At 64.8% G+C, this 25376-nt stretch carries 19 protein-coding genes and 1 tRNA gene; 9 read left to right on the top strand and 11 right to left on the bottom strand.

Annotated features, from left to right (window positions below):
• Position 1: 1 nt before the first annotated feature.
• The gene (locus tag VN634_03295; GenBank protein ID HXC49887.1) at positions 2-1528 is read right to left on the bottom strand and encodes an AcvB/VirJ family lysyl-phosphatidylglycerol hydrolase; all 1527 of its coding nucleotides are present in this window, start codon (positions 1526-1528) and stop codon (positions 2-4) included.
• Here VN634_03295 and mprF point away from each other — a divergent pair.
• On the top strand, positions 1461-4283 hold the full coding sequence (mprF, locus tag VN634_03290) for a bifunctional lysylphosphatidylglycerol flippase/synthetase MprF (GenBank protein ID HXC49886.1): 2823 nt from the start codon (positions 1461-1463) through the stop codon (positions 4281-4283). The two genes, VN634_03295 and mprF, sit on opposite strands and share 68 nt — an antisense overlap.
• Positions 4284-4358: 75 nt before the next feature.
• On the opposite strand, the gene VN634_03285 is transcribed toward mprF, so the two are convergent.
• The 7 genes from VN634_03285 to VN634_03255 all read right to left on the bottom strand — a co-directional run bounded on the left by VN634_03285 (position 4359) and on the right by VN634_03255 (position 13619).
• Positions 4359-4574 (bottom strand): (2Fe-2S)-binding protein, encoded by a 216-nt coding sequence (locus VN634_03285; GenBank protein HXC49885.1) that lies wholly within the window; start codon positions 4572-4574, stop codon positions 4359-4361.
• A gap of 117 nt (positions 4575-4691) precedes the next feature.
• Positions 4692-5681, bottom strand: a complete 990-nt coding sequence (locus tag VN634_03280; protein HXC49884.1) for an FAD:protein FMN transferase — start codon at positions 5679-5681, stop codon at positions 4692-4694.
• Positions 5678-6202: a hypothetical protein gene (locus tag VN634_03275; GenBank protein HXC49883.1), complete on the bottom strand. Its 525-nt coding sequence runs from the start codon at positions 6200-6202 to the stop codon at positions 5678-5680. Before VN634_03275 ends, VN634_03280 begins: the two co-directional genes overlap by 4 nt.
• A 1-nt stretch (position 6203) precedes the next feature.
• Entirely contained in the window at positions 6204-6767 is a 564-nt protein-coding gene (locus VN634_03270) for an FMN-binding protein (protein ID HXC49882.1), read from the bottom strand.
• Positions 6757-8181 carry a hypothetical protein gene (locus VN634_03265; protein ID HXC49881.1) on the bottom strand — a complete coding sequence of 475 codons (1425 nt, stop codon included), beginning with the start codon at positions 8179-8181 and terminating at the stop codon, positions 6757-6759. The genes VN634_03270 and VN634_03265 overlap by 11 nt, the downstream gene beginning before the upstream one ends.
• Before the next feature lie 162 nt (positions 8182-8343).
• Positions 8344-10101, bottom strand: coding sequence for an ABC transporter ATP-binding protein/permease (locus tag VN634_03260; protein HXC49880.1), 1758 nt, complete (start codon positions 10099-10101; stop codon positions 8344-8346).
• A gap of 194 nt (positions 10102-10295) precedes the next feature.
• Complete coding sequence (locus tag VN634_03255; protein ID HXC49879.1) at positions 10296-13619, bottom strand: penicillin acylase family protein; 3324 nt, start codon at positions 13617-13619, stop codon at positions 10296-10298.
• A 366-nt stretch (positions 13620-13985) separates the two neighbouring features.
• On the opposite strand from VN634_03255, the gene VN634_03250 reads away from it, so the two are divergent.
• Complete coding sequence (locus VN634_03250) at positions 13986-14873, top strand: glycine betaine ABC transporter substrate-binding protein (GenBank protein ID HXC49878.1); 888 nt, start codon at positions 13986-13988, stop codon at positions 14871-14873.
• A 16-nt stretch (positions 14874-14889) separates the two neighbouring features.
• Complete coding sequence (locus tag VN634_03245) at positions 14890-16374, top strand: helicase HerA-like domain-containing protein (GenBank protein ID HXC49877.1); 1485 nt, start codon at positions 14890-14892, stop codon at positions 16372-16374.
• Positions 16375-16389: 15 nt separating this feature from the next.
• On the opposite strand, the gene VN634_03240 is transcribed toward VN634_03245, so the two are convergent.
• Positions 16390-17367: an alkaline phosphatase family protein gene (locus VN634_03240; GenBank protein ID HXC49876.1), complete on the bottom strand. Its 978-nt coding sequence runs from the start codon at positions 17365-17367 to the stop codon at positions 16390-16392.
• A 74-nt stretch (positions 17368-17441) separates the two neighbouring features.
• The gene (locus VN634_03235; GenBank protein ID HXC49875.1) at positions 17442-18668 is read right to left on the bottom strand and encodes a hypothetical protein; all 1227 of its coding nucleotides are present in this window, start codon (positions 18666-18668) and stop codon (positions 17442-17444) included.
• A gap of 575 nt (positions 18669-19243) precedes the next feature.
• Between VN634_03235 and VN634_03230 the strand changes: the two genes are divergently transcribed.
• The 6 genes from VN634_03230 to VN634_03205 all read left to right on the top strand — a co-directional run bounded on the left by VN634_03230 (position 19244) and on the right by VN634_03205 (position 25276).
• Entirely contained in the window at positions 19244-20440 is a 1197-nt protein-coding gene (locus VN634_03230; protein HXC49874.1) for a sensor histidine kinase, read from the top strand.
• Positions 20441-20449: 9 nt separating this feature from the next.
• Positions 20450-21097 (top strand): response regulator transcription factor, encoded by a 648-nt coding sequence (locus VN634_03225; GenBank protein ID HXC49873.1) that lies wholly within the window; start codon positions 20450-20452, stop codon positions 21095-21097.
• A 123-nt stretch (positions 21098-21220) separates the two neighbouring features.
• Positions 21221-22624, top strand: a complete 1404-nt coding sequence (locus VN634_03220; protein HXC49872.1) for an FAD-dependent oxidoreductase — start codon at positions 21221-21223, stop codon at positions 22622-22624.
• A complete protein-coding gene (locus tag VN634_03215; GenBank protein ID HXC49871.1) occupies positions 22605-24098 on the top strand; it encodes an amidohydrolase family protein in 1494 nt (497 codons plus the stop codon). Before VN634_03220 ends, VN634_03215 begins: the two co-directional genes overlap by 20 nt.
• 10 nt (positions 24099-24108) lie before the next feature.
• A complete protein-coding gene (locus VN634_03210; GenBank protein HXC49870.1) occupies positions 24109-24870 on the top strand; it encodes a glucose 1-dehydrogenase in 762 nt (253 codons plus the stop codon).
• A 28-nt stretch (positions 24871-24898) separates the two neighbouring features.
• The gene (locus VN634_03205) at positions 24899-25276 is read left to right on the top strand and encodes a limonene-1,2-epoxide hydrolase family protein (GenBank protein ID HXC49869.1); all 378 of its coding nucleotides are present in this window, start codon (positions 24899-24901) and stop codon (positions 25274-25276) included.
• Between the two features lie 6 nt (positions 25277-25282).
• Here VN634_03205 and VN634_03200 read toward each other — a convergent pair.
• Positions 25283-25358: transfer RNA gene (locus VN634_03200), tRNA-Val, on the bottom strand.
• Between the last annotated feature and the right edge of the window lie 18 nt (positions 25359-25376).

Here is a 25376-nt window from a genome sequence, read left to right as displayed (position 1 = left end):
GTCAGCGGTTCGCCGGCGTGCCGGCGGACGACCGCTGATGCCGCCGGGCGATCCCGTCGAGGATCCGCTTCGCGAGCGCATCGTAATCGCCGTTGAAATGGTGATCGCCGGCCGTGCGGATGATCTCGGCACCGCTCGCTTCGAGGCTCGGGCACAGCGAGTCGTCTTCTTCCTCGCCGTAGAAGCATTGGATCAACCCCGGCGCGATCTGCGCGAGCTCGGGCCCGACCGGACGGGCTTCGTCGCTCGGCGGCGCACCGATCCAGCCGCTGATGTGGATCTCGAAATCGGCATCCGCCGAGAAGCCGAGCAGCGAGAGCTGCGAGACTTTCGCGCGCGTCGCTTCCGGCAACCGGTTGTATGCAAACGGCAGCACGCCCGCGCCGAACGAATATCCGGCGAGGACCACGTCGCTGGCATGCCAGGGTTCCGCATAACGTCGGATCACCGCGTCGAGATCCGCGGCGAGCTCCTCGGGCGTTTTCTCGTGCCAGAAGTATCGAAGGCTGTCCCAGCCGACGACGTTCGCGCCGTGTCCGCGAAGGTATTCGGCAATCGTCTTGTCGAGGTCGCGCCAGCCGCCGTCGCCCGAGATCATGACGACGAGCGGCCTTCCGTCGCTCGCCGCCGCTCCGTCTGCGGCAAGCTCGACGAGCGATGCGGAAAGAGTCCTGCTCGTCGTGCTTGCGTTCGCAGCGCCGCGCGCACCGGCAGCATCGTCCGCGCCACCCGCAGCCGCCGCACCGTTGCCGCCATCGGCGCTGTCCCTGCTGTCTGACAAATGGGCGCGCACGAGCTCGGCGAGCAGAGTTGCCGCCGGTACGTCCGAACCCGCCGCAGGCTCGCGCTCGATCACGGCCGGCTCGCCGCGTGCGATCACACTCGTCGCCTGCGCGCGTCCGGCCGCATCGAAAGCGGACGTGAAGCCGAACGCGAGAAAGCCCGGGAGCGTGCCGACCGGTCCATAGATAAAACCGCCCGCGCTCTTCGACGCCACGTCGCCCGGACACAGCGGGAGGCGCGTTCGAACGGCGGCTGTCGGATCGACGGCGATCGACCCGGCCACAGTGGCCGCCGGTGTCTGCTGGAGCGCGGCTCTCGCAAGCGCACCGCCCTCGCCGATTCCAGCCAGGATCGGCGAAAAATATCCGGGCAGCGCGAGATCGCGCTGAACCTGCTGGCTGAGCGATTCGATCTCGCTCAGCAGGTAAAGACATTCACCGTCGCTCGCATCGAGCGCCGGCCGGTACATCGCAAGGTCGACACCGATGACCACGACGCGATCCGCGGCGAGCAGGCTTGCCGCCGACTCCTCGGTGGCTCCCCACCCCAGAGCGCCGGAGAACAGGAATACGACCCCTCTCGGCGACTCGTCGGGCGTATGCAGCGCAATGCGTCCGAGGCGTCCGGTCTCAAACGACGAGCGAGCACATCCGAGCACCGCGAGCAGCACCAGCGCCATGGCGCGAGCGGTCCGGTGCCCGGCATGCAGACCGGACGCTCCCCGCCCGCGGACACACTCAGCCACCGAGACTTCCAACCCTATCGCCGCGTTGCGGGCAAGCCCTCGCTCGACGAACGTTTCCTCTGCGTGCGTTCCGCTTCATACTCTCCGGGCTCGCGCGTCGCGGTGTTTGACCATCCGCGTGCGCAATCGGTCACATGTCCGGGTCCGCCAATCGCCTTCCGTCGCAATGAACAGTTCGGCTTCTTCGACAGCTCTGCGCTTTCGACTTCGGCACGCCGCTGGCGCGGCTCTTGGCCTCGTCGTGGTGGCAGCCGCCGGCTTCGCCGTCCGCGAGGCGATGCGCGAGTACCACTACGAAGATCTGCGCGCGTCGCTCTCCGGCCTGCCGCCTGCGCGCGTGGCTCTGTGCCTGCTGCTGTCGGCAGCAAGTTACGCGGTGCTGACGCTCTACGACTATCTGGCCGGCATCTATGTCGGCAGCACGCTCGACCGCGCGCGGACCGCGCTCACGTCGTTCGTCGCCTACTCGGTCGGTCACAACGTCGGCCTCGGCAACCTGGCGGGAAGCTCGATCCGCTACCGGCTGTATTCCTCGTGGGGTCTTTCGGCTGCCGACATCGCGCGCATCATCGTCTATTGCGCCGCGGCGTTCTGGATCGGCTATCTGTCGCTCGCTGCAACGGTGTTTCTCATCGAGCCGATCGCCATCCCGGCCGCGTGGCAGGCGGTGCTGCCCGCCCCGCGAACGCTCGGGATCGTGCTCGCGCTGCCCGTCGTCGCGCTTCTCGTCTGGTCGTGGCGCAGCTCGCAGCCGCTTCGATTCCGCGGTCTCGAGCTCGCCATTCCATCGCCTCGCATCATCTCGGCGCAGATCGTCGTCGGAATGGCCGACTGGACGCTCGCCGGAAGCGCGCTCTACGTGGTGCTGCCGCCATCGCTCCACATCGACTGGGCCCCGTTCCTCGCGCTTTACCTTCTGGCCACGCTGGCCGGACTGCTCAGCCATATTCCCGGCGGACTTGGCGTGCTCGAGTCGTCGCTGCTGTTCCTGCTCATGGGAAGAGACGCGTCGAGCGCATCGATTCTCGCAAGCATTCTCGTATTCCGCGCATGCTACTACCTCGTGCCGCTCGGAGCGGGCGCGACCCTGCTGCTGTGGCAGGAAGCCCGGCAGCAGCGGCGCGCGCTCCGCGGAGCGCTCGCTCCGGCCGTACAGGGAATCACGTCGATCGCGGCGCCGCTGCTCGCAATCGGAGTGTTCGCGGCAGGCGTCGCGCTGCTGCTGGCCGGAGCCGAGCCGCCGATCACGTCGCGCTTCCGCACGATCTCCGGACTGGTGCCGCTGCCCATCATCGAAACCGCGCATTTCACGGCAAGCGTTGCGGGCACGCTTCTGCTGCTGGTCGCGCACAGCCTTCAGCGTCGCCTCGATGCGGCGTACCGCGTCGGCGTGTGGGTGCTGGCGGTCGGAGCCGCTGCCGCGCTTCTGGCCGGCTTTCACATCGAGCTGACGATTTTTCTCGCGGTCCTTTTGTCGGCACTCCGGCTCGGCCGCGACCGGTTCTACCGAAGGTCGGCGCTTCTCAACGAGCCGCTGACGGCTCCGTGGGTCGCGGCCGTGCTGGTCGCGGCCTTCACCGCAGTCGCTCTCGGATTCATCGCATTCGAAAGCGTCCACTATCGCCGCGAGCTCTGGTGGGAGTTCGCACTGCATGCTCACGCGCCGCGGTGGATGCGCGCGAGCGTTGGTATGAGCGTCGTGCTGCTGGTGTTCAGTGCGATCCGCCTGCTGCGGCCGGCGCGCGTGCAACCGGAGGAGCCGACCGAGGCCGATCTCGAAGATGCACGCAGGATCGTCGCCGACTCGACCTCCACCGCCGGCAACCTTGCGCTGGTCGGCGACAAAGTGCTGATGTTCAACGCTGCGCGCACCGCGTTCCTGATGTACGGGGTCAACGGCCGCTCGTGGGTCACGATGGGCGATCCCGTCGGACCGGAAGAGGAATGGTCCGATCTCCTGTGGGCGTTTCAAGGCCTGGCAGACGATTTCGATGCGCGCTGCGTGTTCTACGAGATCGGGCCGCGCCGCCTCGACCTGTACCTGGATCTCGGCATGTCGCTCTTCAAGCTCGGCGAAGAAGCGCGCGTCGATCTCGATACGTTTTCACTGGAGCACGGCAAGGATGCGAGCGAGCTTCGCCGCGTGCGTCGCAATCTCGAACGCGACGGATTCAAGTTTCGCGTGCTCAGCATCGACGAGACACGCTCTCGGCTCGGCGAGCTTCGAACGATTTCCGACGAGTGGCTTTCCGAGAAGAACGTCGGCGAAAAGGGCTTTTCCCTCGGCTATTTCGACGAAGGTTACGTTTCGAGCACTCCGTGCGCCGTGCTCGAAAAGGACGGACGCATCTTCGCGTTCGCGAATCTGTGGCTCGGCGGCTCGCACGAAGAGCTTACCGTGGACCTGATGCGCTATGCGACCGGTACGCCGAACGGAGTGATGGACTACCTGTTCACGTCGCTGATGCTGTGGGGAAAAGAGAACGGCTATCGATGGTTCAGTCTCGGCATGGCCCCGCTTGCCGGACTCGAGGACTACGCGCCGGGCTCGCTCTGGGCGGCCGCGGGACGGCTCGTATATCGCTACGGCGAGCACTTCTACAATTTCGAAGGACTGCGCCGCTACAAGAACAAGTTCGGGCCGGTATGGACGCCGCGCTATCTCGCCTGTTCCACCGCATGGCAGTTGCCGCAGGCGCTGGCCGATGTGACGGCGCTCGTCGGACGCGGCCTGCGTCGCGTCATCGCGCGATAGTTCTCGGGCGATCATTTTCGGGCGATCGTATCTCGATCGTTTTTCAGCGATCGTTTTCCGGAAGGAGCCGTTGCGTCAGACGGCCAGTTGATCAGGAGCGGCGACGGTCTCGTTTGCCGACGCTTCGCTGTTCGGTGTAGCGCGCAGGATGCGTGCGATGCGCGGACGGCACGACTGGCAGCAGCTACCGGCTCCGCATCGACGCGCGACTTCGGAGACGCTCGCGACGCCGCTCTTCGCGAGCGCACGTATGGTCGTGTCGGTGGTGCCGGTGCATTCGCAGACGATCATCTCGGTGGCTCCGTGTCGGTGGCTCCGTGCCTTTCGTTCCGCTCGGTCACTTGCCGGCTTCGGGGCCGCTCGACGTGACGCCCACGAATCATGCGGAATCTGACTTTCATTTTCAAATCATTCCCTTCCGGGGGCGCTGGAATGATCAAAAGGGAAACCTGGCGTGGCCGAGGCTCCTCGGGCGCTTTCCAGAAACACCTGCAGATTCGCTGCCCTTGCCTTCTCGATGCCATCCTCGCCGAGCACGACCAGGGCCGTGGACCAGGCGTCCGCCGCCGTCGCCGACCGTGCCAGAACCGTCGCGAGACGGGGCCCGGGGACCGGAAGCTTCGTGCGCGGATCCAGGATCGGTCTGGTGTCGGTCGCACCGGAACGCGACGTCGACAGCGACGAGTCGTTGAGAAGGACCGTTCCGTGCGTCTTGCCGTCGGCAAGTCCGCTGATCAGGACGGGCCAGCCGCGCGAGTTTCCCGGCGGAGCTCCAATGGCGGTCTGGCTCGATCCACCGAAGTCGAGAAACACCGCCGTCGCTCCGCGACCCGAGAGCAACGCCACGATCGCATCCAGCGCCAGGCCCTTGCCGATTCCGCCGGGATCCAGAGCGCAGCCTGCATCGAGCTTCGCGGTCGCGTGCTCCGGTGCAGCGGTGGTTGCCCTACGCGATGCGCTGCGAACGCCGGCCCCGTCATGCGCCGGCGTTACAGCCAGACAATCGCCGACCCGGCGAAGCAGCGCGTGCGCGTCGCCGCGTTCCGGAAGCATCGCAACTGCGGGCTCGAATGCCCCGCCGCTCTGTTTCGAGAGCTCGAGCATCGCGAGCAGGCCGTGCTCGAGCCTCGCGCTGACAGGCGACGCGCCTTTGCCCGCACGGCGATTGAATCGCGCAAGCTCGCCATCGTCTCGCCAGATGGTCAGCGCATCGTCCCAGCGGCGGGCCTCGTCGATTGCTTCGTTGACCAGTCGCTCGGCGGTCGCGCGATCGCCGGCAACCACCGTAACCGTCAGCACAGTGCCCATCACCGGCTGGCCGTCGCGTGCGACGGCGGCATGCGAAGCCGAAGCGCAAACAAGCAGAATCGTGAACGCGAGGGCCGCCGCGAGCTTCACGATTCGAGTTCGTCGGCTTCCGGGTCGCTGTCGGTATAAGCGCTCGGCTGCTCGAAAAGAAGAGCGCGCGCGACGAGGACCATCAGCACCAGCAGCACAGTCTGCAGCAGCACGAAGAATCCGACCTTCACGACGGCAAAGCCCGGATGCACGAAGCGCACCGCCCATCCGGCAAGCTCGTCACCGATTCCGGAGACGAACGCCGTGCAGATTCCCCACGCCTTGGCCCGCATGGAAATTGGAACGAACAGCAGCAGGTGCGTGAGCGTCAGCAGCAGGATTCCCATCGCGAACGCGTGGAAATGCAGGACCTCGAGCATTCCCTGCATGGTGCGCGGCGACAGGAACCGTTCTTCGCTGCCGAGGTAATATTCGACGACCGACTGCGGCGACAGCGACATCTTCGTGAAGTACATCGCAAAGTTGCTGATCCACAGCAGCAGCGTGTACGAGAGAAAGCACCAGACGATCGCCTTGAGCAGGTGATTGCGCGTCCACTCCCCGGTCACGACGAATCGCACGCTACTTGCCCCCGATCACGACGTTCCAGATAGCCAGCGCACGGCGGATTCCCGACGTGACGGCCCGCGTGGAAAGCGTGGACCCCGAAATTCCCGCGACGTGCCGGCCAACCTGCAGATCGTCGTCGAGGGCGGCGCCCTGGAAGGTATCGAGCCAGCGCCGCGTCGGCAGGTATTCCTCCGGCTCGTGAAACGCCAGGACCTGCGTGGCTTTCACCTTTCCATCCGGCGAGATCACGACGAGAAACGTTTCCGGAAACGTGCGCACCGTGTGCGTGTCGAAGATGGCGTAGGCAGCGGGTGCGCTCCCCTTCCAGCCCACGTAGATCGTGATGAGGCTGGTATCGAGCGGCGCCCTGGCCAGCTTCTCGATGCGATCGTGCTGTTCCTGGCTGAGAACGACGTCGCGCGCTTCGACGCGCTCGGCGTCGGGAAACGCGAGCGCGAGAGCTTCATCCCGTGCGTGGTAGACCTTTGCGCGAGCAGCGGCGACGGGCATCGCAAGCGCGATGCCCGTCGCCAGCAGGACAACAGCCAGAACGTGCTGCGGCTTGTCAGTACACAAATCCTGCTCCGATCCGGACTTCGTCGGGCAGCTCGCCCGACTTCGGATCCTGGTTCCGGTAATCGAGCTTGAAGACGATCTGCGGGATCGGCTTGTAGGTCAGGCCGACCTCGAAGACATCGAAGTCATCGATGTGATTCTCGTCGAAACCCGACGGGATGTCGCTCTGCGTATCGACGTGCGAATACCGGAACCACGGCGCCAGGTAGTGGCCGGTTTCGGGATCGATCAGCGGGAGCACGTTGTAGGCGATCTCGCCGTACCAGCCGAACTGGGAGCTGGCGACCGGCTGATCGGGCTCGTCCGGCTCGGTGGTGTGCGGGTTGATGTCCTTGTCGCTGCTGAGCAGAGCCGCGTCGTCGACTTCGACCCACGCTCCGAGCAGCCGCGCTTCGAAGCCGTGCGTTCTCAGCTGCCCGTGCGCTTCGTAGATCTGCGTGAACACGTCGGCTTTGCGGCCGTTGCCGTCGTTGCCGAACGACTCGTGCTGGCCGGAGTCTCCGAGGTACGCCGAGCCGCCGATGGTGAGCATCTCGAGCGGGCTGTAATCGATGCGGCCGACCCACGCGAAATCCTCGGCCTTCTCGATGCTTTCCTGCCGGCCGCCGCGAATGCCGCCGGAATTGAAACCGGAAGCGTCAAGGCCCGTAATCGCGTACGTGCGATAGGTCAGGCCGGGCAGCAGCTCGCCGAATATGCCGACGCCGCCGGCGCTCCATGTGCTCGGAATGATCTTGTCCTCGACGACCGGACGCTGATTGCCGTGGTAGAACGGCGGCTCGTGCATCTCGTTGAGAAAACCCATCGGCACCAGCATCAGACCCGACCGTATGTTCAATCGTTTGTTGAGCAGCACGTCGAGGTTCGCAAACTCCACGTGCACTTCACCGTCGGAGTCGCCGGCAGTGAGGATATGCTCGAATTCGATTTCGGAGTTGAACACGAAGGTGTCGTTGAACTTGTAGCCCGTGTACAGAACCAGCCGTTCGAAATCGAACTCGTCGTCGTCCCCGCCCTTGTCCGAAACCACGTTCTTGTAGTTGAACTCGCCGTAGCTGCCGAGTGACACGCCGCGCGTGACTCCGTAGACCTTCGAGGCCGCCGGACCGAGTCCGTACTCGCTCTTGAGCTCCTTCGTCTCGGGCAGCGCGAGCGCCTCGCGAATCTTGCGGACCTCTTCGGTGATCACGTTCTGCTTGCGCTCGACCTCGACGACCTTGGTTTCGGCCGGCGGTGCGGCTTCGAGCTTCCTGCGAAGCTCCTGCATCTCCGCCTGGAGGGCCTCCTGCTTGCGTTCGAGCTCCTCCATCTGCGCCCGGATCGCCCGGTCCTCTGCCGCCCGCGCGGGCGCCGCAACTACAGCCAGAGCCAGGCCGGTCGCGGCCAGCGCTCCCATAATCCGTCGAGAAACCATTGGGTTGTACTTCCCTCCAAATGTGGCCGTTCGGCCATTTTGAAATCTATATTCATTTTCGTTTGGGGGAGTCAATCCGCCTGCACGAGGCCGGTGACCGGCCAGGCGAGAACAAGGATCGGACGGGATGCAGGGGTTGGGCGGGTTCGCCGGTTCGGACTGTTACGCGACTTTCCGCCGCTTCTCTTTGATCTCCCAGTTCCCCTCGCGATCGAGCTGGAGCACGCGGTCATGAAACTGGATCAACGTCGTGCGATGGCCGGCGCTGATGAAGCCGCAGTGCGAATCCATCACGAGATGGTACATGCGCTCCTCGTTGTCTTCGTCGAGCGCGCTGGTTGCCTCGTCGAGAAACACGTAACGCGGCTTGCGCAGCAGCACGCGGGCAAACGCTACGCGCTGCTGCTCGCCGATCGACAGGATGTTGACCCAGTCGACCTGCCGGTCGAGATCGCCGTCCACGCGGTCAAAAACGTCGGACAGGTTCACCTTGTCGACGATCTCGCGGATCTCCTCGTCGCTGATCTTCTGCTGAGGATACGGGTACAGCAGCTGGTCGCGCAGCGTGCCTTCGACCATGTACGGCCGCTGCGGCAGGAACATCAGCTCGGAAAGCGGCGGACGTTCGAGCATGCCCTTGCCGGTCGGCCACAGGCCCGCGATGGTTCGCAGCAGCGAGCTCTTGCCGGATCCGCTCGGTCCCATGATGAGGATGCTCTGCCCTTTGCGCAGCTCGAGCGACAGGTTCTGCACGAGCTCACGCTCGTCCTTCGGAGTACAGACGGTGAGGTCCTCGAGCCGGATCAAACGGCTGTCCTCTTCGATTTCGAGCTGGGATTCACGCGCGATGCGCTCTTCCTCCGCGTCGAATTCGTCGAGGTTTTCCCACAGCATTCCGAGACGCTGCGCGTTCGCGAGGTAATCGCTCAGCTGCTCGAACTGCGTGATGATGAGCGAGGCCGCCGCAAGCACCTGCGCGAACGCCCCCGCCGCCTGCGTGACCACGCCGAATTCGATCTCCCCGCGCATGTACATCGGTGCGACGATGACCGTCGGCAGCACGAGCGCAGCGTAGTTGTAGCTGTTCGAGAAGAATCCGAGATTCCGGTTCCAGCCGATGATGGCCGCCGTGTTGCGCAGCGCGCGCAGCAGGCGCATGAGCAGATCGGCGTGCTCGCGGCGCTCTCCGCGATAGAATGCGATCGACTCGGCGTTGTCGCGTACGCGCACGAGGCCGTAGCGGAGATCGGCTTCGCGGGCGTACTGGTGATAGTGAAGGCGCACGAGGCGCCGCCCGATCAGGACGCTGCCCACGGTTCCGGCGACGGCGTACAGGAAAAGCACTGTCACGAGCAGCTTGGAGATCGTCCACAGCACGCCGATGAAGGCGATCACGGTGACCGTGGCATTGAGCATGATCAGAAAGAACGTCAGCGACTTTGTCGTGAACAGACGGACGTCTTCGCCGATACGCTGATCCGGGTTGTCGACCGCATCGCCGCCGCGCAACCGGTAGTACGCGCGGTTGTTGAAATAGCGCTCGATCAGATGCTCGGACAATGATTCTCGCCACATCAGCCCGAGGCGCTCTTCCATCCAGCGATAGTAGACCCCGATGGGGACAGCGAGAACGAACGTCCCGAGGTACCAGTACAGCGCTATCCAGTAACCGTCGAAGTTTTTCTGCGAGATCGCGGTCATGAAATCGCGGCCCGCGTAGCTCATCAGTACCTGGACGCCGCCGACGGCCAGTGCGAACGCAAGCGTGATCGCAAGATACGTACAGGCGCGGCGCCTGTGACGGGACTGAATGAAGAATGCGCGGGCAATGCTTACGAAGTGCCGCATCGTCTTCCGAAGCGTCACTCCGGAGGTTGTGGCGGCATCGTCGGCGGTGCTGGTGTTGCTGGAGACAGACATCCCCTACAAAGCTAAGCGCCCATCCGCCGGCCAGCAAGTACGGGTTACGCCACTCGGGCCTGCGTTTCGCACGAAAGACGAAGGGTTTGCGCACAAACGCGGCGAGCCCGCCGTGAGCAGCGGCGGGCTCGCCTTCCTTCCGTTCGACCGGGAGCTGGGAGGGTAGACTCTCGGTCGAGCGGAAGACGGTCCGGTCAGTCGACCTCGACTCGCGCCGGAACGCAGACGAGATCGTCACGTACGAGAGACTGCGTGCTGGCTCCGAGCTCGGTCACGACGTTGACGTCCTGCGCCGTGAAGCGCTCTTCGCCTTTTGCCCTGCGTACGCGGAAGCAGGCCAGGTCCCCGGTCGCATCCACCAGGGCGTGAGCCGGGGTCGAAACGGGCAGACAGACGGAGTCGAGACGCACCAGCCGCATCGACCTGGTTCCGAAATCATCGGTCACCGGAATCTCGATGTCTGGATCCGACGCGTCGGTGAGCGATGCGCGGAAACACTGCCGTGCGCTCGGAGCAGCAGGCGACGCTTCGCCGTCGACTTCTGCCGCGATGCAAAGACTGTTGACACGAGACAGCGCAACCCCGCCGGAGACGAACGGCGAATGCAGGCTCGCCGTGCGCGGCGTCGAAATCTCCTCGGACGACTGCGCACGCGCGCGGTAACAGGCCAGATGCGCACCCTCATTGCGGATCGCCGTCTCGCCGACTTCCGCGGCCTCGCAGACTGCCTTCGGTTTGCCGACCACCAGCGTGCCGTCACCGAAAACGCTCTCGATCGCGAGCGGCTGTTTGGCCGCAGCATCGGACGTTCGCGAGCTTTCGCACGCGAACGCATCGGCCTCGCCGATCTGGACGACCTGCTGGAACGTCGGACGATTGATCCAGTGGATGGCGGGCACGGTCGGGACTCCGGCCGCAACGTGGCGCACATCTTCGTCGGCGATCGCACGTTTCCAGCTCTCTACTGCGGGATCACCAAACTCGGCTTCGAGGTCCGCCGCTGCCTGCGACATTGCCTGCCAGAGCACGTCGCGACATGCCGATAGATCGCCGCCGCCGCAATAGATCCGCGAAAGCGTTCCGCTGACCGGCATCCCGAGGACCTGGCGCATGTCCTTGAGCACGATGCTGTAGCTTCCGTCCTGGAACGCCGAGCCGATGTGCGCACGACGGTTGCCGTCGTCGAAACCGATGCCGAGGTTGTCGAACGCGTGTCCGCTTCCGGCGTCGAAGATCGCGCGCGACAGCCGCGGCCACCACGCATCGATGATCGCGGGCGACTGCGGGTCGTCGTACTCGCCATCGTGGTCGAAGTCGCGACGGTGCGTGCCGTTGTCCGCCCATTCCGCAAGCCGGTCGCGCATGTCCTGCGCGCGTGCATCGGCACCGACCGGCGCCGTCGGGCCGAGCACATCGAGGAGAAGCGGCAGCACGTCCTGGCCGCGCAGATCGCACGTGCCGGCGTCTTCCATCGCATCGACCATGTCGGTCCGTACCGCGCCGCCGGCCGCCACGAGCGGCTCGACGCGAACGTCGAACATGTGGCTTCGATAGGTCGGCCCGTACGAGAAATTGCGGTCGTTGGCGCGAAAACCCGGCGCCTGCTTGTTGTTCCACGACGTCAGGAATCCTTCCGGCGGATTCAGCGCCGACGGCTGTTCGGCGAGCGTCAGGAATCCGTTCCAGTCGAAGCGGCCGTCGCCCCACGCGGGAAGATACGGGTCGACTCCTGGCGCGCGCTTCGGACAGCGGCACGAGTGCTGGTAGCCGATGTTCGCGCCGTCGATGTAGAACCAGTTGAACGTGTAATCGACGTCGCGCCCCATTGCCTGCTGGAAGGCCGGATAGCCGTCAGCCATGAAATCGGGATTGTTGATCTCGGCGAAGCCGATGGCCGACCCGAGCTCGTTCCGGTAGGTCGTGCGCAGCGTTGCGATCGCAACCGGCGTTCCATCGGTCAGCGTCCCTCTGCCAACGAGCGGGCCGTAGTGCGCCGTGCGCTCGACTCGCCACGAGTAGATGATCTGCGGCCCGATCGGAATGCCGCCGGCCGACGGCTTGGTCACCTGCACGTGCTGCCAGGTTTCGATCGGCTCGCAGACGCCGTTGCGGAGGTAGCCCATGGACTGGATGGTGGCCGCGCCGCCTCCGGGCTCGCACAGGCGAAGCACGAACTGATCGACGTTGTCGCCGCCGGCTGACGTCGCCGACCACGCGTAGTTCCGTCCGCGCCCGAGCTGCACATAAAGATCGGTGCCGGCGAATGCGACGCCTCGAGCGTCGATCCCCGGTCCGTGCACGTCCTTCTCGACGAGCAGCTGCGGCATGTAGTAGCCGGTCTGCGGCCCGAACACCGCGATGGGATGCCCGGTCTGCGTGTGCTCTGCCGAGATCAACATCGCGTTGCTCATCGCCCCGGCGCCGATGTTGAGGCCGGTCAATCCGTCTTCGAGATCCTCGAGCAGCTCCTGGACGTCGTCGCCGGTCGGATCGATGGGAACCAGCGAATTGCAATCGACGTCGGGGCTGGATGCCGGATCGAACGGACCGAGATCCTGCATGTACGGCGTATAGGTTCGCGACGTCGTCGGAGCTTCGGGATCGTCGCTGAAGTGGAAATCGTCGAAGACCTGACGGGCCGTGGTCGCGCTTCCGAGCTCGCCGGTCATGCGCGTGAGACCGCAGTGATTCAGCAGCTCGCCTCCGCCGCCTTTTCCGAAAATCCCGCCCACCAGAGACGCGATCGCCACGACGTCTTCGGCTTTGAAATCCTGCAGCACGATCTGCAGCGCGTCGTACTCCGCCGGCCGCTTCGTCGCATCCAGACGCGCCTCGGCCACGTACGCATTGACGCCTTCGATATAGCCGGCGAGATCGTCGGCCAGCGCCGGACCTTGCGGCGTTCCGGTGCGGATGAGCTCGAGCTGCGCCGTCAGGTCCGCTTCGGTGTACGGTGCGACCGCGATCGTCTCGCGGTCCATGTGAAGGTTGGCCTCGGAGGGACCGAGGAACTCGGCCATGCGGCCGCGGCCGACGTGGCGCAGCACGTCCATCAGGAACAGGCGATCTTCGGCGGTCGCATACCCCTGGCCGAACATCGTCGCGTGACGCGTGTCGCCGAAAATGTGAGGTACGCCGAAACCCTTGTCCCGCACGATCGTGACGCCGGCCGCCGGCGAGTACGTGCGTTCCACGTCGTCGTCGCGCACACCGAACGACGCGTCCTTGAAGAATTCCTGGATGCGTTCTTCGGTCAGGCCGGGCGCGTTGTAGACGAGGTCTCCATACATCGAGAGCTGGTCGATGACGTGGGGTGGATAGGTGCCGGCTTCGAACTGAATGGCCTCGGCATCGTTCAGTACGCCGTCCTGCCCGGGCGGAACGATGTTGAGGAAGCCGGACGCGTCGCCGTAACCACGCCAGGTTCCGGTCTGGGCGAACGAAGGCGTGGCCAGGAACGAAGTGGTCGCCAGGAGCGCGACGACCGAGGTCGAGATCACCGGTCGAAAACAGTTCATGTAAGTCCCTCCCGCCCTGGTCCCGCCTCGGGGCGGGCTGCTCGGATCGGCGTTCTTCATGCTGTGGCCGGCTACCAACATCGGTGTCAATATTGCCCGGACAAAAAAATGCCGTGCGCCGGACGGAGCGCCTTCGAATGGCTCTAAGCATGCGATTTTCTTCTATTTCCCGTCGACGCCCGCGGCCCTGTCCGCACCTGAATCTGACAGCATTGTCAGTATCCTGCGCGGCTGCGATGGCCCGTGATGGGGGTAAGGCCGACGTGTGCAGGGACTTTCACCGAAGCCCGGCCGTGGGCGTGGCTGCCGCTGTGTTTGCTCGCCAACCATGCTAACCGCGGCCGAATCTTTGATCCGGGGGAACACATGGGGACCAAACTTGGATGTCTGCTGATCGCTGCGGCGATCGGCATCGGGGGCTGCACGAGCGACGACGAGGTGAAAATTCCTCCGGTCGTCGTCGGCGCCAAGTCGACGACCGAGTCGCGCGTGCTGGCGGAGATCGTCGCGCAGAAACTCGAACGGTCGGGAATCCCTTGTGAACGAAGGCCGGATCTCGGCGGCACGGCCGAGCTCGACGCCGCGATACGCGCCGGCAAGATCGACGTCTATGTGGAATACACGGCAACCGCGTTGACGACGATCCTCCGCTCGCCCAATGCCGCTTCCATTCTTGCACAGGGAAAAGATGCGCTGCTCGCGCGCCTTCGCGCCGAATACCTGGTGGCAGGGTTGATGTGGACCGAACCGATCGGGCTCGACGATCCGTACACCATCATCGTGCGCGGCGGCGCCGGCGCCGTGACGATGAGCGAAGCAGCCGCGGCATCGCGCGGATGGCGCGCCGCTTTCAGTTTGGAGTTCCAGTCGCGCGCCGATGGCTTCCCGGCCGCAAAGCGCGCCTACAGCTTCCAGTTCCCCGAAGTGAAAACGATGGATGCGACCAAGCTGTACCAGGCACTGGCCGATCACAGCGTCGATGCCGTCGAAGGTCACTCGACGGACGCTGCGCTGACGAAGCTCCGTCTTCTTGCACTCGAGGACGACCGCCATGCTTTCGGCGCGAACTTTGCGGTCCCCGTCGTTCGACGTGCGGCGCTGGAGAGATATCCGGGTATCAAGGATTCGCTCGACGGGCTCGTCGATTGGCTCGATCCCCCGAAGATGCGCGGTATGAATGAGAAGGTGGAAAACGGCGGCGTCCCCGTGGGCGACGTCGTCCGGCAGTTCATCGCCGACCAATCGTTCTTCTGACCCGCGGAGGCATTGCGTGAACGAAATCCTGCTCGGAAAGGGCGAGAAACCTGTCTTCCTTTCCGCGCGCTACGGTAACCGCCACGGTCTCGTCGCCGGCGCGACCGGCACGGGCAAGACGGTCTCGCTGCTCGTCGTTGCCGAAGGGTTCTCGCGAATCGGCGTTCCGGTCTTCGTTGCCGACGTCAAAGGCGATATCGCCGGACTCGCGATGCCGGGCGGCGCGGACGAGAACATTCGCAAGCGGGCCGCCGACGTCGGCATGGAAAATTATGCGGGCGAGGCATCGCCGGTGGTTTTCTGGGATATCGCCGGCAGGAACGGGCACCCGGTGCGCACGACCGTCAGCGAGATCGGTCCCGCACTGCTGGCGCGCATGCTCGAGCTGAGCGCTGCGCAGGCCGGCGTCCTCGACGTCGCCTTCAAGCTCGCCGACGACCGTGGTCTTCTGCTGCTCGATCTCGACGACCTGCGCGCGCTGCTTTCGTTCGTCGCCGAGAGCCGGGCCGAGATCTCGAGCGCGTACGGTCTGGTGAGCCCGCAATCGATCGCGGCGATCCAGCGCGGGCTGCTGGGTCTCGAGCGCGACGGCGGCGAGGAAATCTTCGGCGAGCCTGCGCTCGAGCTCGGCGACCTCATGCGCACCGACCTCACCGGTCGCGGCATCATCAGCATCCTTTCCGCCGAACAGCTGGTGCTGAAGCCGCGCCTGTACTCGACGCTGCTGTTGTGGTTGCTGTCGGAGCTGTTCGAGAACCTTCCCGAAGCCGGCGACCTCGAAAAACCGAAGCTGGTCTTTCTGTTCGACGAGGCGCACCTGCTGTTCGATGATGCTCCGCCGGCGCTCCTCGAGCGCATCGAGCAGGTCGTGCGGCTGATTCGCTCGAAGGGCGTCGGCGTTTACTTCTGCTCCCAGTATCCTGACGACATTCCCGACAAGGTGCTCGGCCAGCTCGGCAACCGCATCCAGCATGCCCTGCGGGCGTTCACGCCGCGCGACCAGAAGGCCGTGCGCGTCGCGGCCGAAACGTTCGTTCCGAACCCGAAACTGAACGTCGCTGCGGTGCTCTCCGAGCTCGGCGTCGGAGAGGCGCTGGTCTCGACGCTCGGCGAGAATGCCGTTCCGCTGCCGGTCGAGTGTGCCAGGATCGCTCCTCCGCGCGCGCGAATCGGCACCATCACCGACGACGAGCGGAAGGCCGTGCGCAGCCGCAGCCCGGTGGGCGCGAAGTACGACGCGCGCGTGAACCGCGAGTCCGCATACGAGATCCTGTCGCGCCGCACGGCCGGCGCGACCACCGCAAATGCACCATCGACGCCTGCCAGGCCTGCCGAAGGCCAGGGCGGGATGCTTCACGACATCATCTGGGGAACCAGTCGCCGCCAGGGCATGGTCGAGACGATGGCGAAACAGACGGTGCGAACCGTCGGCAGCCAGATCGGGCGGCAGATCCTGCGCGGCGTGCTTGGCGGAATCCTCGGCGGATCGCGCCGCCGCTGATCTTCTCGCGCGGCGTCAGTGACGCAGGCGGGAATGTCCGCGATACGCAGGCGTAAACTGTGCCGCATCGATTCCAAACGCGTCGAGAACGGTCGGCGTGACGTCCAGCAGCGTCGCCGGACCGTCCATCAGATCGAAGTCGCGCGACGCGAGCCACGTCTGCGCAACCGTGATGTTCTGCAGGTTCACGTGCGAGTTGCCGTCGAATCCGTGGTCCGTCGTCACGAAGACCTTGGTGCCGTCGAGCACTCCAAAATCGTCGAAGAGATCCAGCAGTCGTCCGAGCTGCGTATCGTTCGCGATGATTGCTTCCCGGTAGGAGTCCGATCGATCACTCGCATTATGTGCGACGACATCGGCGGTCTTGTAGTGGATGAAATAGAAGAATGACGTCGAGTTGTTGATGAACTCGAGCCCTTGCGGAACGCGTTCTGTCGTATTGGCGCCGGTGAAGCGCGGGTGATCGTAGCTGCCGCGCTTCAGCGACAGGCCGAGCGCACCCGAATCGAGCGCATTGCCGATCACCGAGCGGCCGATGTACTTGAGGCCGCCGAGATGGACCGTCACGACCTCGGGACGCGCCTCCGCCAGCCGTTCGTAGATCGTCATCCCGGCAGGAACCGCGACCGTTCCGGCGTTCGTGATGTCTCCGGTTTCCCGGGGCCCGTAACCGGTCAGCATCTGCGCGTGCTGCGGCTTGGTCAGCGGCTTTCCTTCGACGTCGCTGCTGTCGACGATCTGGAACCGGCAGAGGTTCGGCATGCACGTGAGCCACTGTCCGCATCGCACCGGCCGCTCGGGCTGACGATTGGCGCTCGGGCACGGCTCGGGCACCGCCGCATCGAACGGCTGCCATTCGATCAGTTCATGGAGGACGTCCCGGCGCACGCCGTCCCAGGAAACCAGGACGACGCGGTCGGCCGCGTCTGCCGAGTTTGCCATCAGGCAGAACACCAGGGTCACGCGGGCCATCGCTCGAATAACCGTGCTCACGGCGCCCCTCTACCATTTCGAGTCATGGAAGTCTCTAGAAAACGCCGTGAAGGGAAGCGGAAATACGCTGGCGCTCACGGCCCGCAGCTGGAGAGCGTCCCGTCTTCCGTGAGCGTTGCCGTGGGTGTGACCGTACCGTTCACCACCGGTGCCGGCGTTCCGGCACGGTATTTAAATTCGTTGGTACCCGCGGAGTTGACGAGCGCGGCGCCCGTCTCCACCAGCAGACTTTCGTGTGCTTTTCCCACAAAGCGTCCGAGCTCGTGGGTCAACGAGATGCTCGAGCCCGAAGCGAGCGTGACATGACAGCCCTCGAACGCTGACGAAGAGGACTTCCCGCCCTCGACCCGTACTGTGCCCGCGAACGAGATATCACCAAGCGAAGCGGTTGCCTGGATATACCCGGCATATGCGTCCGGCGTAGCTGCACGTGCCAGAAATTCCGCATGCGGTCCGATGACAATGTCGCCATCGTCCGATTGCACGTGAAGTCGCCCGCCGTCTCCGTAAGCCGGATATGCACGCCTGGCGCCGTTCGCGGCTATGGTGAGCGGATCTTCCGCCGTTCCGCCTTCGATGGAAATGTCACCGTGAGCCGTGAGATAGACCGTCCCACCTTCACCATTGAGTCCGTGCGCCGAGACGTCGATATCGTTCCGTACGTCGACGTTGCCGCTGGACGAGAAAACGTCAACGTCGTTCGAGCTGTACCCATTTCCCAGAAGCGCGGTCTTCCCGTCGATCCGAATGTCTCCACTCGCTTCGTACAAAACGCCGTCGTCCAGCGACGTAAGCCGAACGTCGCCGGTCACATCCATTGCCCCGCCGTAGGAGTGAACTCCAAGGTAGAAGTACTGCTGACGGCGGGACGTGACGTCGCGACTCAGGACCACATCTCCGGCCGCGTGGAGAGATATCTCGCCACCCAAAGCGCCGCCCGACTGCACGGCTCCGTCCAGATCGATACTGCCGTCGCCGACCGAGCAGGTGCCAGCGGTGCAGTCGGAGTCCTGCAGGCAGGGGAATGCGTCGCCAGAGCAACGGCGGCGTGCTTTGAGTGTGGCGTAACCCTGCGGGCTCTCACCGCGCCGTTGCCTGATGGCGAAGGCGTCTCCTGTACTGGCCACCAGCGAGCCGCAGAGAACCTGGATGTTCCAACCGGCAAGGCGGAACTGACCCTTGCCCGTGATGGTCAGCGTACGCGTTCCAAAGTCGAGCACGGTCTCGTCCGGTACGACGATAAGAGAGCTGACGACACAGGGATCGGAGGCGGCCGGACAAACCTCGTCCGCAGAGTGCACAATTCTCCCGGCTGCCTCCGCCCATGGGACAAAGCCGAGAGCGCTTCCGCAAAAAACAAGTATTCCGAAGCCCTCTCGAATCATAAGGGACGCCCCTCTTCGATATCGTAGCTGCCGCGCTTCAGCGAGAGGCCGAGTGCTCCCGAATCCAGCGCATTGCCGATCACGGAGCGGCCCAAACCAGGACGACGCGGTCGGGCGGCGGTTGCGGCGGCGGCTATCGGCGGGGATGCGAAGGCGAGGACCAATGAAGTAGCCGTCGGAATGAACCTTTTCACGTGGCTCCCATAGCACGACCGATGCACGGATGTCTGCCGAAAATACCACGAAAAGATGTCGCTCGGGCAACCTGTTCGCGGGCCTGAACGTGCTGCGGCCGTATCGTTGTCACTGCATTCTCGACCTGGAGATGGCCGTCGAAGACAGCGCTGCAGCCGAGCTCGCACTCTTCGCTCTGATCGACTCCGGCTCATTGCCTGGCCCCATTCCGATCGATATGGTCCGTCAATGTCGCGGGAGCGGGTTTTCTTCTGCGAGCTCGTGGGGCCGATTGCACCGCTGCCGACATCTGCGGCGTGCCGGTCGGACCACAGGGCGTGATCGAGCGCGACTCCGAACAACTGCGCCGCGCCGAGCGGGCGGTGCTGTACATTCGCTGGGCGGTCATGCTCGCGTGGCTGCCGATCCTTCAGGGAGCGGCCCTCCCCGACCCTTTCCTCGCGCGATCGGTTCACGTCGCCGTCGCTTTCTACACCCTGGTTACCCACGTGCTCGTGGTGCGGTCGAAATCCATTCGCCGCGTGGCCTTCGCGACGATGCTCGGAGACGCGACGGGAGTATTCGCGATGTGCGCCGTCACGGGAGGACTGGCGAGCGACATCTACCCCTACTTTTACCTGCACGTCCTGACCACAGCGATTCGGTTCGACGCCCGCGAAACATTCGCCGCCCTGCTGCTCGACAGCGCGTTCTCGTGCGGGCTGTTCGCCCTGTCGACGAGAACGGATTCTGCCGGGTCGTCGTTGCGCGAGCTCGCGCTCGGCATCTTCTATCTGACGGTGATCGCGGCCATCGCCGGGCGTCTCTCGCGCGACGCGAAGACCCAATACCGGCGTGCGGTCCGTGAGGGTGCGGCGAGGCATCAGCTCGTGTGGCGACTGCTGCGCGCCGAGGAAGACGAGAGACGGCGCATCGCCGGAGAAATCCACGACCGCATGGGCCAGCGCTTCTTCCATTTCCAGTACGTGATCGAACGATGGCGCGAGCGCCTTGGCAAAAGCGATCCTTTCGCAGGAGCCGCCCTCGACGAGCTGGGAGAAGGCATCCGCGGTCTCTCGGACGAGGTCCGGGCCGTCATGACCGAGCTTCGCCCGTCGATTCTCGACGATTTCGGATTCGTGGAAGCGCTGAGGGAATACGTCGCGGCCGCGCAGGGCAGCACGCGCATCACTCTTTTCATCGCAGACGACGGTCTCGCGATCGGCTCGAATGCCGGGGCGGCGCTGTTTCGCATACTGCAGGAAGCGATGCTGAACGTTCGCAAGCATGCCGGCGCGGATCATGTGTGGATCGACCTCGCACGCACCGGCGATGCCATGGTCGAGCTGACGATCCGGGACGACGGAAAAGGATTCGATCCGTCGATACCGGTGCGCGGGCACTTCGGTCTCGCGACGATGCGCGAACGGGCCGAAGCCCTCGGCGGACGCCTTGCGCTGCGCAGCCGCCCCGGCGCCGGTACCGAGCTTCGAATCGTCATTCCGATGGATTAAAGAATCTGCGTGACCGCCTCAGCGATTCGCGTCTTCCTTCTCGACGACCACACGGTGCTTCGTCAGGCTGTGCGCGTGATGCTCGAAGCCGAACACGACATCGAAGTGGCAGGCGAAGCCGGCGACGCCGCCGGCGGCCTGCCGGAAATCGTCCGCACGGACCCGGACGTCGCGCTCGTGGACATCAAGATGCCCGGCGGCAGCGGGCTCTCGGCCATTCGGCGTATCCGCGCAGAGGCACCGCGCACGGGCGTTGTCGTGTTCACGATGTACAAGAATCCCGCGTACGTCTACGAGGCGATGAACACCGGAGCCAGCGGCTACATCCTCAAAAGCGCGACGAAGGACGAGCTCGTGCGCGCGATCCGCGCCGTCCACCAGGGCAGCGGGTTTCTCCAGGCCGAAGTGACCAAGCCGCTCTTGCTGCGTCTCGCCGCCGACGCAAAAGTCGAATCGGACCGCACCAATCTCACGCTTCGTGAGATCGAGATCGTCGAGCTGCTCGCCGAGGGTCACGGCAATCGCGACATCGCACGCCTGCTGTCGATCTCCGAGGAAACGATCAAGACTCACCTTCGCCGCATTTACGAGAAGCTCGGGGCGTCCGACCGCGCGCAGGCGGTTGCGATCGCACTTCGCCAGAATCTCATCGAGTAACGTCCTCGCGCAGCATCGCCGCACCTCGCAAGGAAACACAGCCGACTCCTCGAAAGATTGGCGTGCTTCCCCCGGATCAGGGATTGTCGGCTGGCCGCTCTTGCCTGATGGTGGGCGCCTTCGATGGCAGCCCACCGAATACTCGGAGAACACGCCGTCGTGCTCGGCGGCAGCATGGCCGGCCTGGTCGCCGCGCGAGTGCTCTCCGATCACTACCGTCGCGTCACGTTGGTGGAACGCGACCGTTTCCCCGACGGACCGCTGACGCGCAAAGGCGTCCCGCAGATCCGCCACGTCCATGTTCTGCTCAAGCGCGGCGAGGTCGTCCTGGACGGCCTGTTTCCGGGACTGCTCGACGAGCTGGTCCAGGGCGGTGCCCACTCGATCGACATGGCCGGCGACACCCGCTGGCATCACTACGGCGGATGGAAGGTGCGCTTTCGCAGCGGGATGCAGTTCCACTGCCAGAGCCGGCCGTATCTCGAGTGGAAGGTCCGTGCCCGCGTCGCCGCGACTAGCGGGGTTGAGATTGCCGACGGCTGCGACGCGCTCGGGCTGGTGCTCGATGCCGAAGGCACAAAGATCGCGGGCCTTCGTATCCGCGATGCTGACGGTGACGAGCGCACGCTCGCGGCCGATCTGGTCGTCGACGCGAGCGGTCGCGGATCGCGTACGCCGCACTGGCTCGAGTCGCTCGGGTTCTGTTCTCCTCGCGAATCGCGCGTCGGCGTGGACGTGGGCTACGCGAGCCGCCTGTACCGGCCGCCGGCCGGCACAGGTCGATCGTGGAAAGCGCTGTTCATCTACCACCAGGCTCCCGGCACGCGCCTTGCCGTGATCGTGCCGGTGGAGAACGACCTGTGGATGGTCACCGAAGTCGGCTGGTTTCGCGACTATCCACCCGGCGACGAACAGGGGTTCCTCGACTTCGCACGCAGTCTCCCGGAGCCCGACGTTTACGAAGCCATCCGCAATGCGGAGCCGTGCTCGCCGATCGCCGTGCATCGCTTCCCCTACAATCTTCGCCGTCACTACGAGCGGCTCGGCTCGATGCCGGCCGGCCTGGTCGTGCTCGGCGACGCATTCTGCAGCTTCAACCCGATCTATGGTCAGGGCATGACTTCGGCCGCTCTCGGCGCCGCAACGCTCGGCGACATCCTGAAAGAGACCGGCGGCGACGGTCGCAAGGAATCCCGCCTGGACACGATCGGCCGGCGCTTCCACTCGCGCTTCGGTCGCATTCTCGATGGCGTCTGGATGCAGACGACGAGCGAGGACCTGCGCTTTCCTCAAGCCGAAGGAAAACGTGCATGGTGGCTCGGCCTCGCCAATGCGTACACGGCCAGAGTCTACGAGCTCAGCCGAACCGATCCGGTCGTGTCGCGCGCATTCCTCGAAGTGATGCACCTGATGCAGCCGCCGATCTCGCTGCTGCGGCCGGCGATTGCTCGTCGCGTGCTGTTCGCGGGCCTGGCCCGGAAAACTTCTGAGACAGGTGAGGTACGCTATGTCGATCTGGCTCAATGAACGGCAACGATCGCAGACGGCAGCGGCCGAAAGCGTGCTGCCTCGCCTGCCGATTCCGACCCAGGTCGTTTCAAACGGCGAGCACGTCCCGCCGCGCCAGAGCCGGGACCAGCAGCGCGTCGAACGCGCACTGCTCGAAGCGGCGGCCCTCGGCGGGGCGAAGCTCGGTCTTACCCGCCGCGACTTCCTGCGCACGGGCTGCGGCATGGCGGCCGCGTTTCTCGTGATGAACTCGGTCTATGGTGCACTGTTCGACGTCGGAGTCGCTGAGGCCGCCGACCCCGACGCCGCGGCCGATCGTGCGGCGAAACTCCGCGGACAGTTCGTATTCGACGTGCAGAACCACTTCGTCCGCGACGACTTCACGTGGGACGGCATCCTCGCGCTCGGTGAGTACGCGAAGCGCTGGAATCCGACGCTTGCCGCCGAAGGCGTCACGATGCAGCGCTACAAGTTCGAGAACTACGTCAAGGAAGTCTTCCTCGACAGCGACACGACCATTGCGCTGCTGTCGGCCGCACCGAGTGATTCGGCCGACAACATGATTCTCGACAACGAAGATCTCGCGCGAGCCCGCGCCATCGTCAACGCGATCGCCGGATCGCGGCGGCTGCTGTGTCACGCCGTCATCCGGCCGGGTCAGCCCGGCTGGCTCGACGAGATCGACCGCGCTGTCGCCGTTCTGAAACCCGACAGCTGGAAAGGCTATACGGTCGGCGATCCGCTCGCGCCGTCCGGATACCCGTGGCGGCTCGACGACGAGAAGCTGATGTATCCGGCCTACGAAAAGATGCGCAAGGCCGGCATCCGCAACGTCTGCATTCACAAGGGCCTGCTTCCTGCCGATTACCTCACGTCGTGGAAGAACTGGCGCTACGCAATGGTCGACGATCTGCCCCGCGCCGCGAAAGACTGGCCGGATCTGAATTTCATCATCTACCATTCGGCGCTCAAGCCTTTCCTGACTTCTCCCGAAGAAAGCCTGGCGCAGTTCGAAAGCACCGGCCGCACGGACTGGGTGACCGACCTCGCCGAAATTCCCGCTAAACACGGGGTTTCGAACGTCTACGGCGAGCTCGGCACCAGCTTTGCGAGCTCGGTGATCACGCACCCGCGACACTGCGCTGCGATGCTCGGCACGCTGATCCGCGGACTCGGCAGCGATCGCGTGCTGTGGGGAACCGATGCGGTCTGGTACGGATCGCCGCAGTGGCAGATCGAAGCGTTCCGGCGCATCGAGATTCCGGGCGACCTGCAGAAGCAGCACGGCTTCGCGCCGCTCGGTGATGCCGACGGCCCGGTCAAGCGCGCCATCCTCGGTCGCAATGCCGCCCGCCTCTACAACATCGACGCGAACACGCACGTCGCCGGCGCCGCGACGGGCGACGGCTTTTCGAGACTGCGCGGCGAGTACCTCGCCGCCGGAGCATCGCCGAGTCATGCCGCATACGGCTTCGTTGCGCGGCGATCGTGAGGAGGTTTCGATGAGCGGCTGTCTGGAAGGAAGAGGCATCGTGATCACGGGCGGCGCATCGGGCATCGGCCGCAGCGCAGCGCTCGCCTGCGCGCGTGAAGGAGCCCGCGTCGCAGTCGCCGATGTGGATGCGCGGGGTAGCGAGGATGCCGCATGCGAAATCCGCGATGCCGGCGGCACGGCCGTCGCTGTGATCTGTGACGTAACCTGCAGCGCCGAGGTCGACGCGCTGTTCGCCCGCGCATCGGAAGTGCTCGGCCAAGTGGACGGCGCATTTCTCAACGCCGGCATCGAAGGCCGTGTCGCGTCACTCGACGAATACGACGAGGTGACTTTCCGGCGCGTGCTCGAGGTCAATGTGATTGGCGTGTGGAACTGCCTGCGCGTCATTGTCCCACAGATGACGGGGCGCGGGCGCGGCTCGATCGTATGCACGTCGTCGATCGCGGGCCTCGTCGGCGCCGGGGCGTTCTCCGCTTATGTGGCGAGCAAGCATGCCGTGCTGGGACTCATGAAAACGGCTGCGATCGAATCCGCAAGGTCCGGGGTCCGCGTGAACGCGATCTGTCCCGGAGTGATTGAAACTCCGATGCTCGACCGGCTGGCGCAGGCCCGGGAAGGCCTCGTCGATGCGCTCGTCGGGATGAAACCGATGGGCCGACTCGGAACAGCGGCCGAAGTAGCGGAGGCCGCCGTGTGGCTCTTGTCGGATCGCGCGTCGTTCGTCACCGGGCATGCGCTCGTGGTCGACGGCGGCTACGTGGCGCAATGACCGCATGGAATGACGCGAAGGAGCAGCAATGAATCCGACGAAAGTTGTCCTCGATTTTCTCGACGCGTGGCCTCGCGGCGACATCGACGTGCTGATGGGTTTCTTCGCCGACGATGCGGTTTACCACAACATCCCGGTGCCGGCGGCGGTCGGCGCACCGGCCATTCGCGCGGCCTTCCTTGGATTCGCCAAGCTCATGGACTCGATCGAGATCGTGAACCTGAACGTCGCGTCCGACGGCCCGGTGGTGTTCACCGAACGCATCGACCGGTTTCGCTGGGGAAAGAACGTGCTCGATCTGCCCGTCGCCGGGGTCTTCGAAGTGCGCGGCGGAAAGATCAGCGCGCATCGCGATTACTTCGATTATCGCACGTGGCTGGACGCGACGGGAATCCCGCTGGGTTGAGAGATTTGGTGGGCGGTGCTGGGCTCGAACCAGCGACCCTCGGCGTGTAAAACCGATGCTCTTCCGACTGAGCTAACCGCCCGGGACGGCTTGAAACGAA

Source organism: Candidatus Limnocylindrales bacterium (assembly GCA_035571835.1).
Taxonomy (GTDB): Bacteria; Desulfobacterota; Binatia; order UBA1149; family CAITLU01; genus DATNBU01.
Note: the sequence above shows the minus strand (reverse complement) of the source record. Positions and strands in the feature narration are given on the sequence as shown.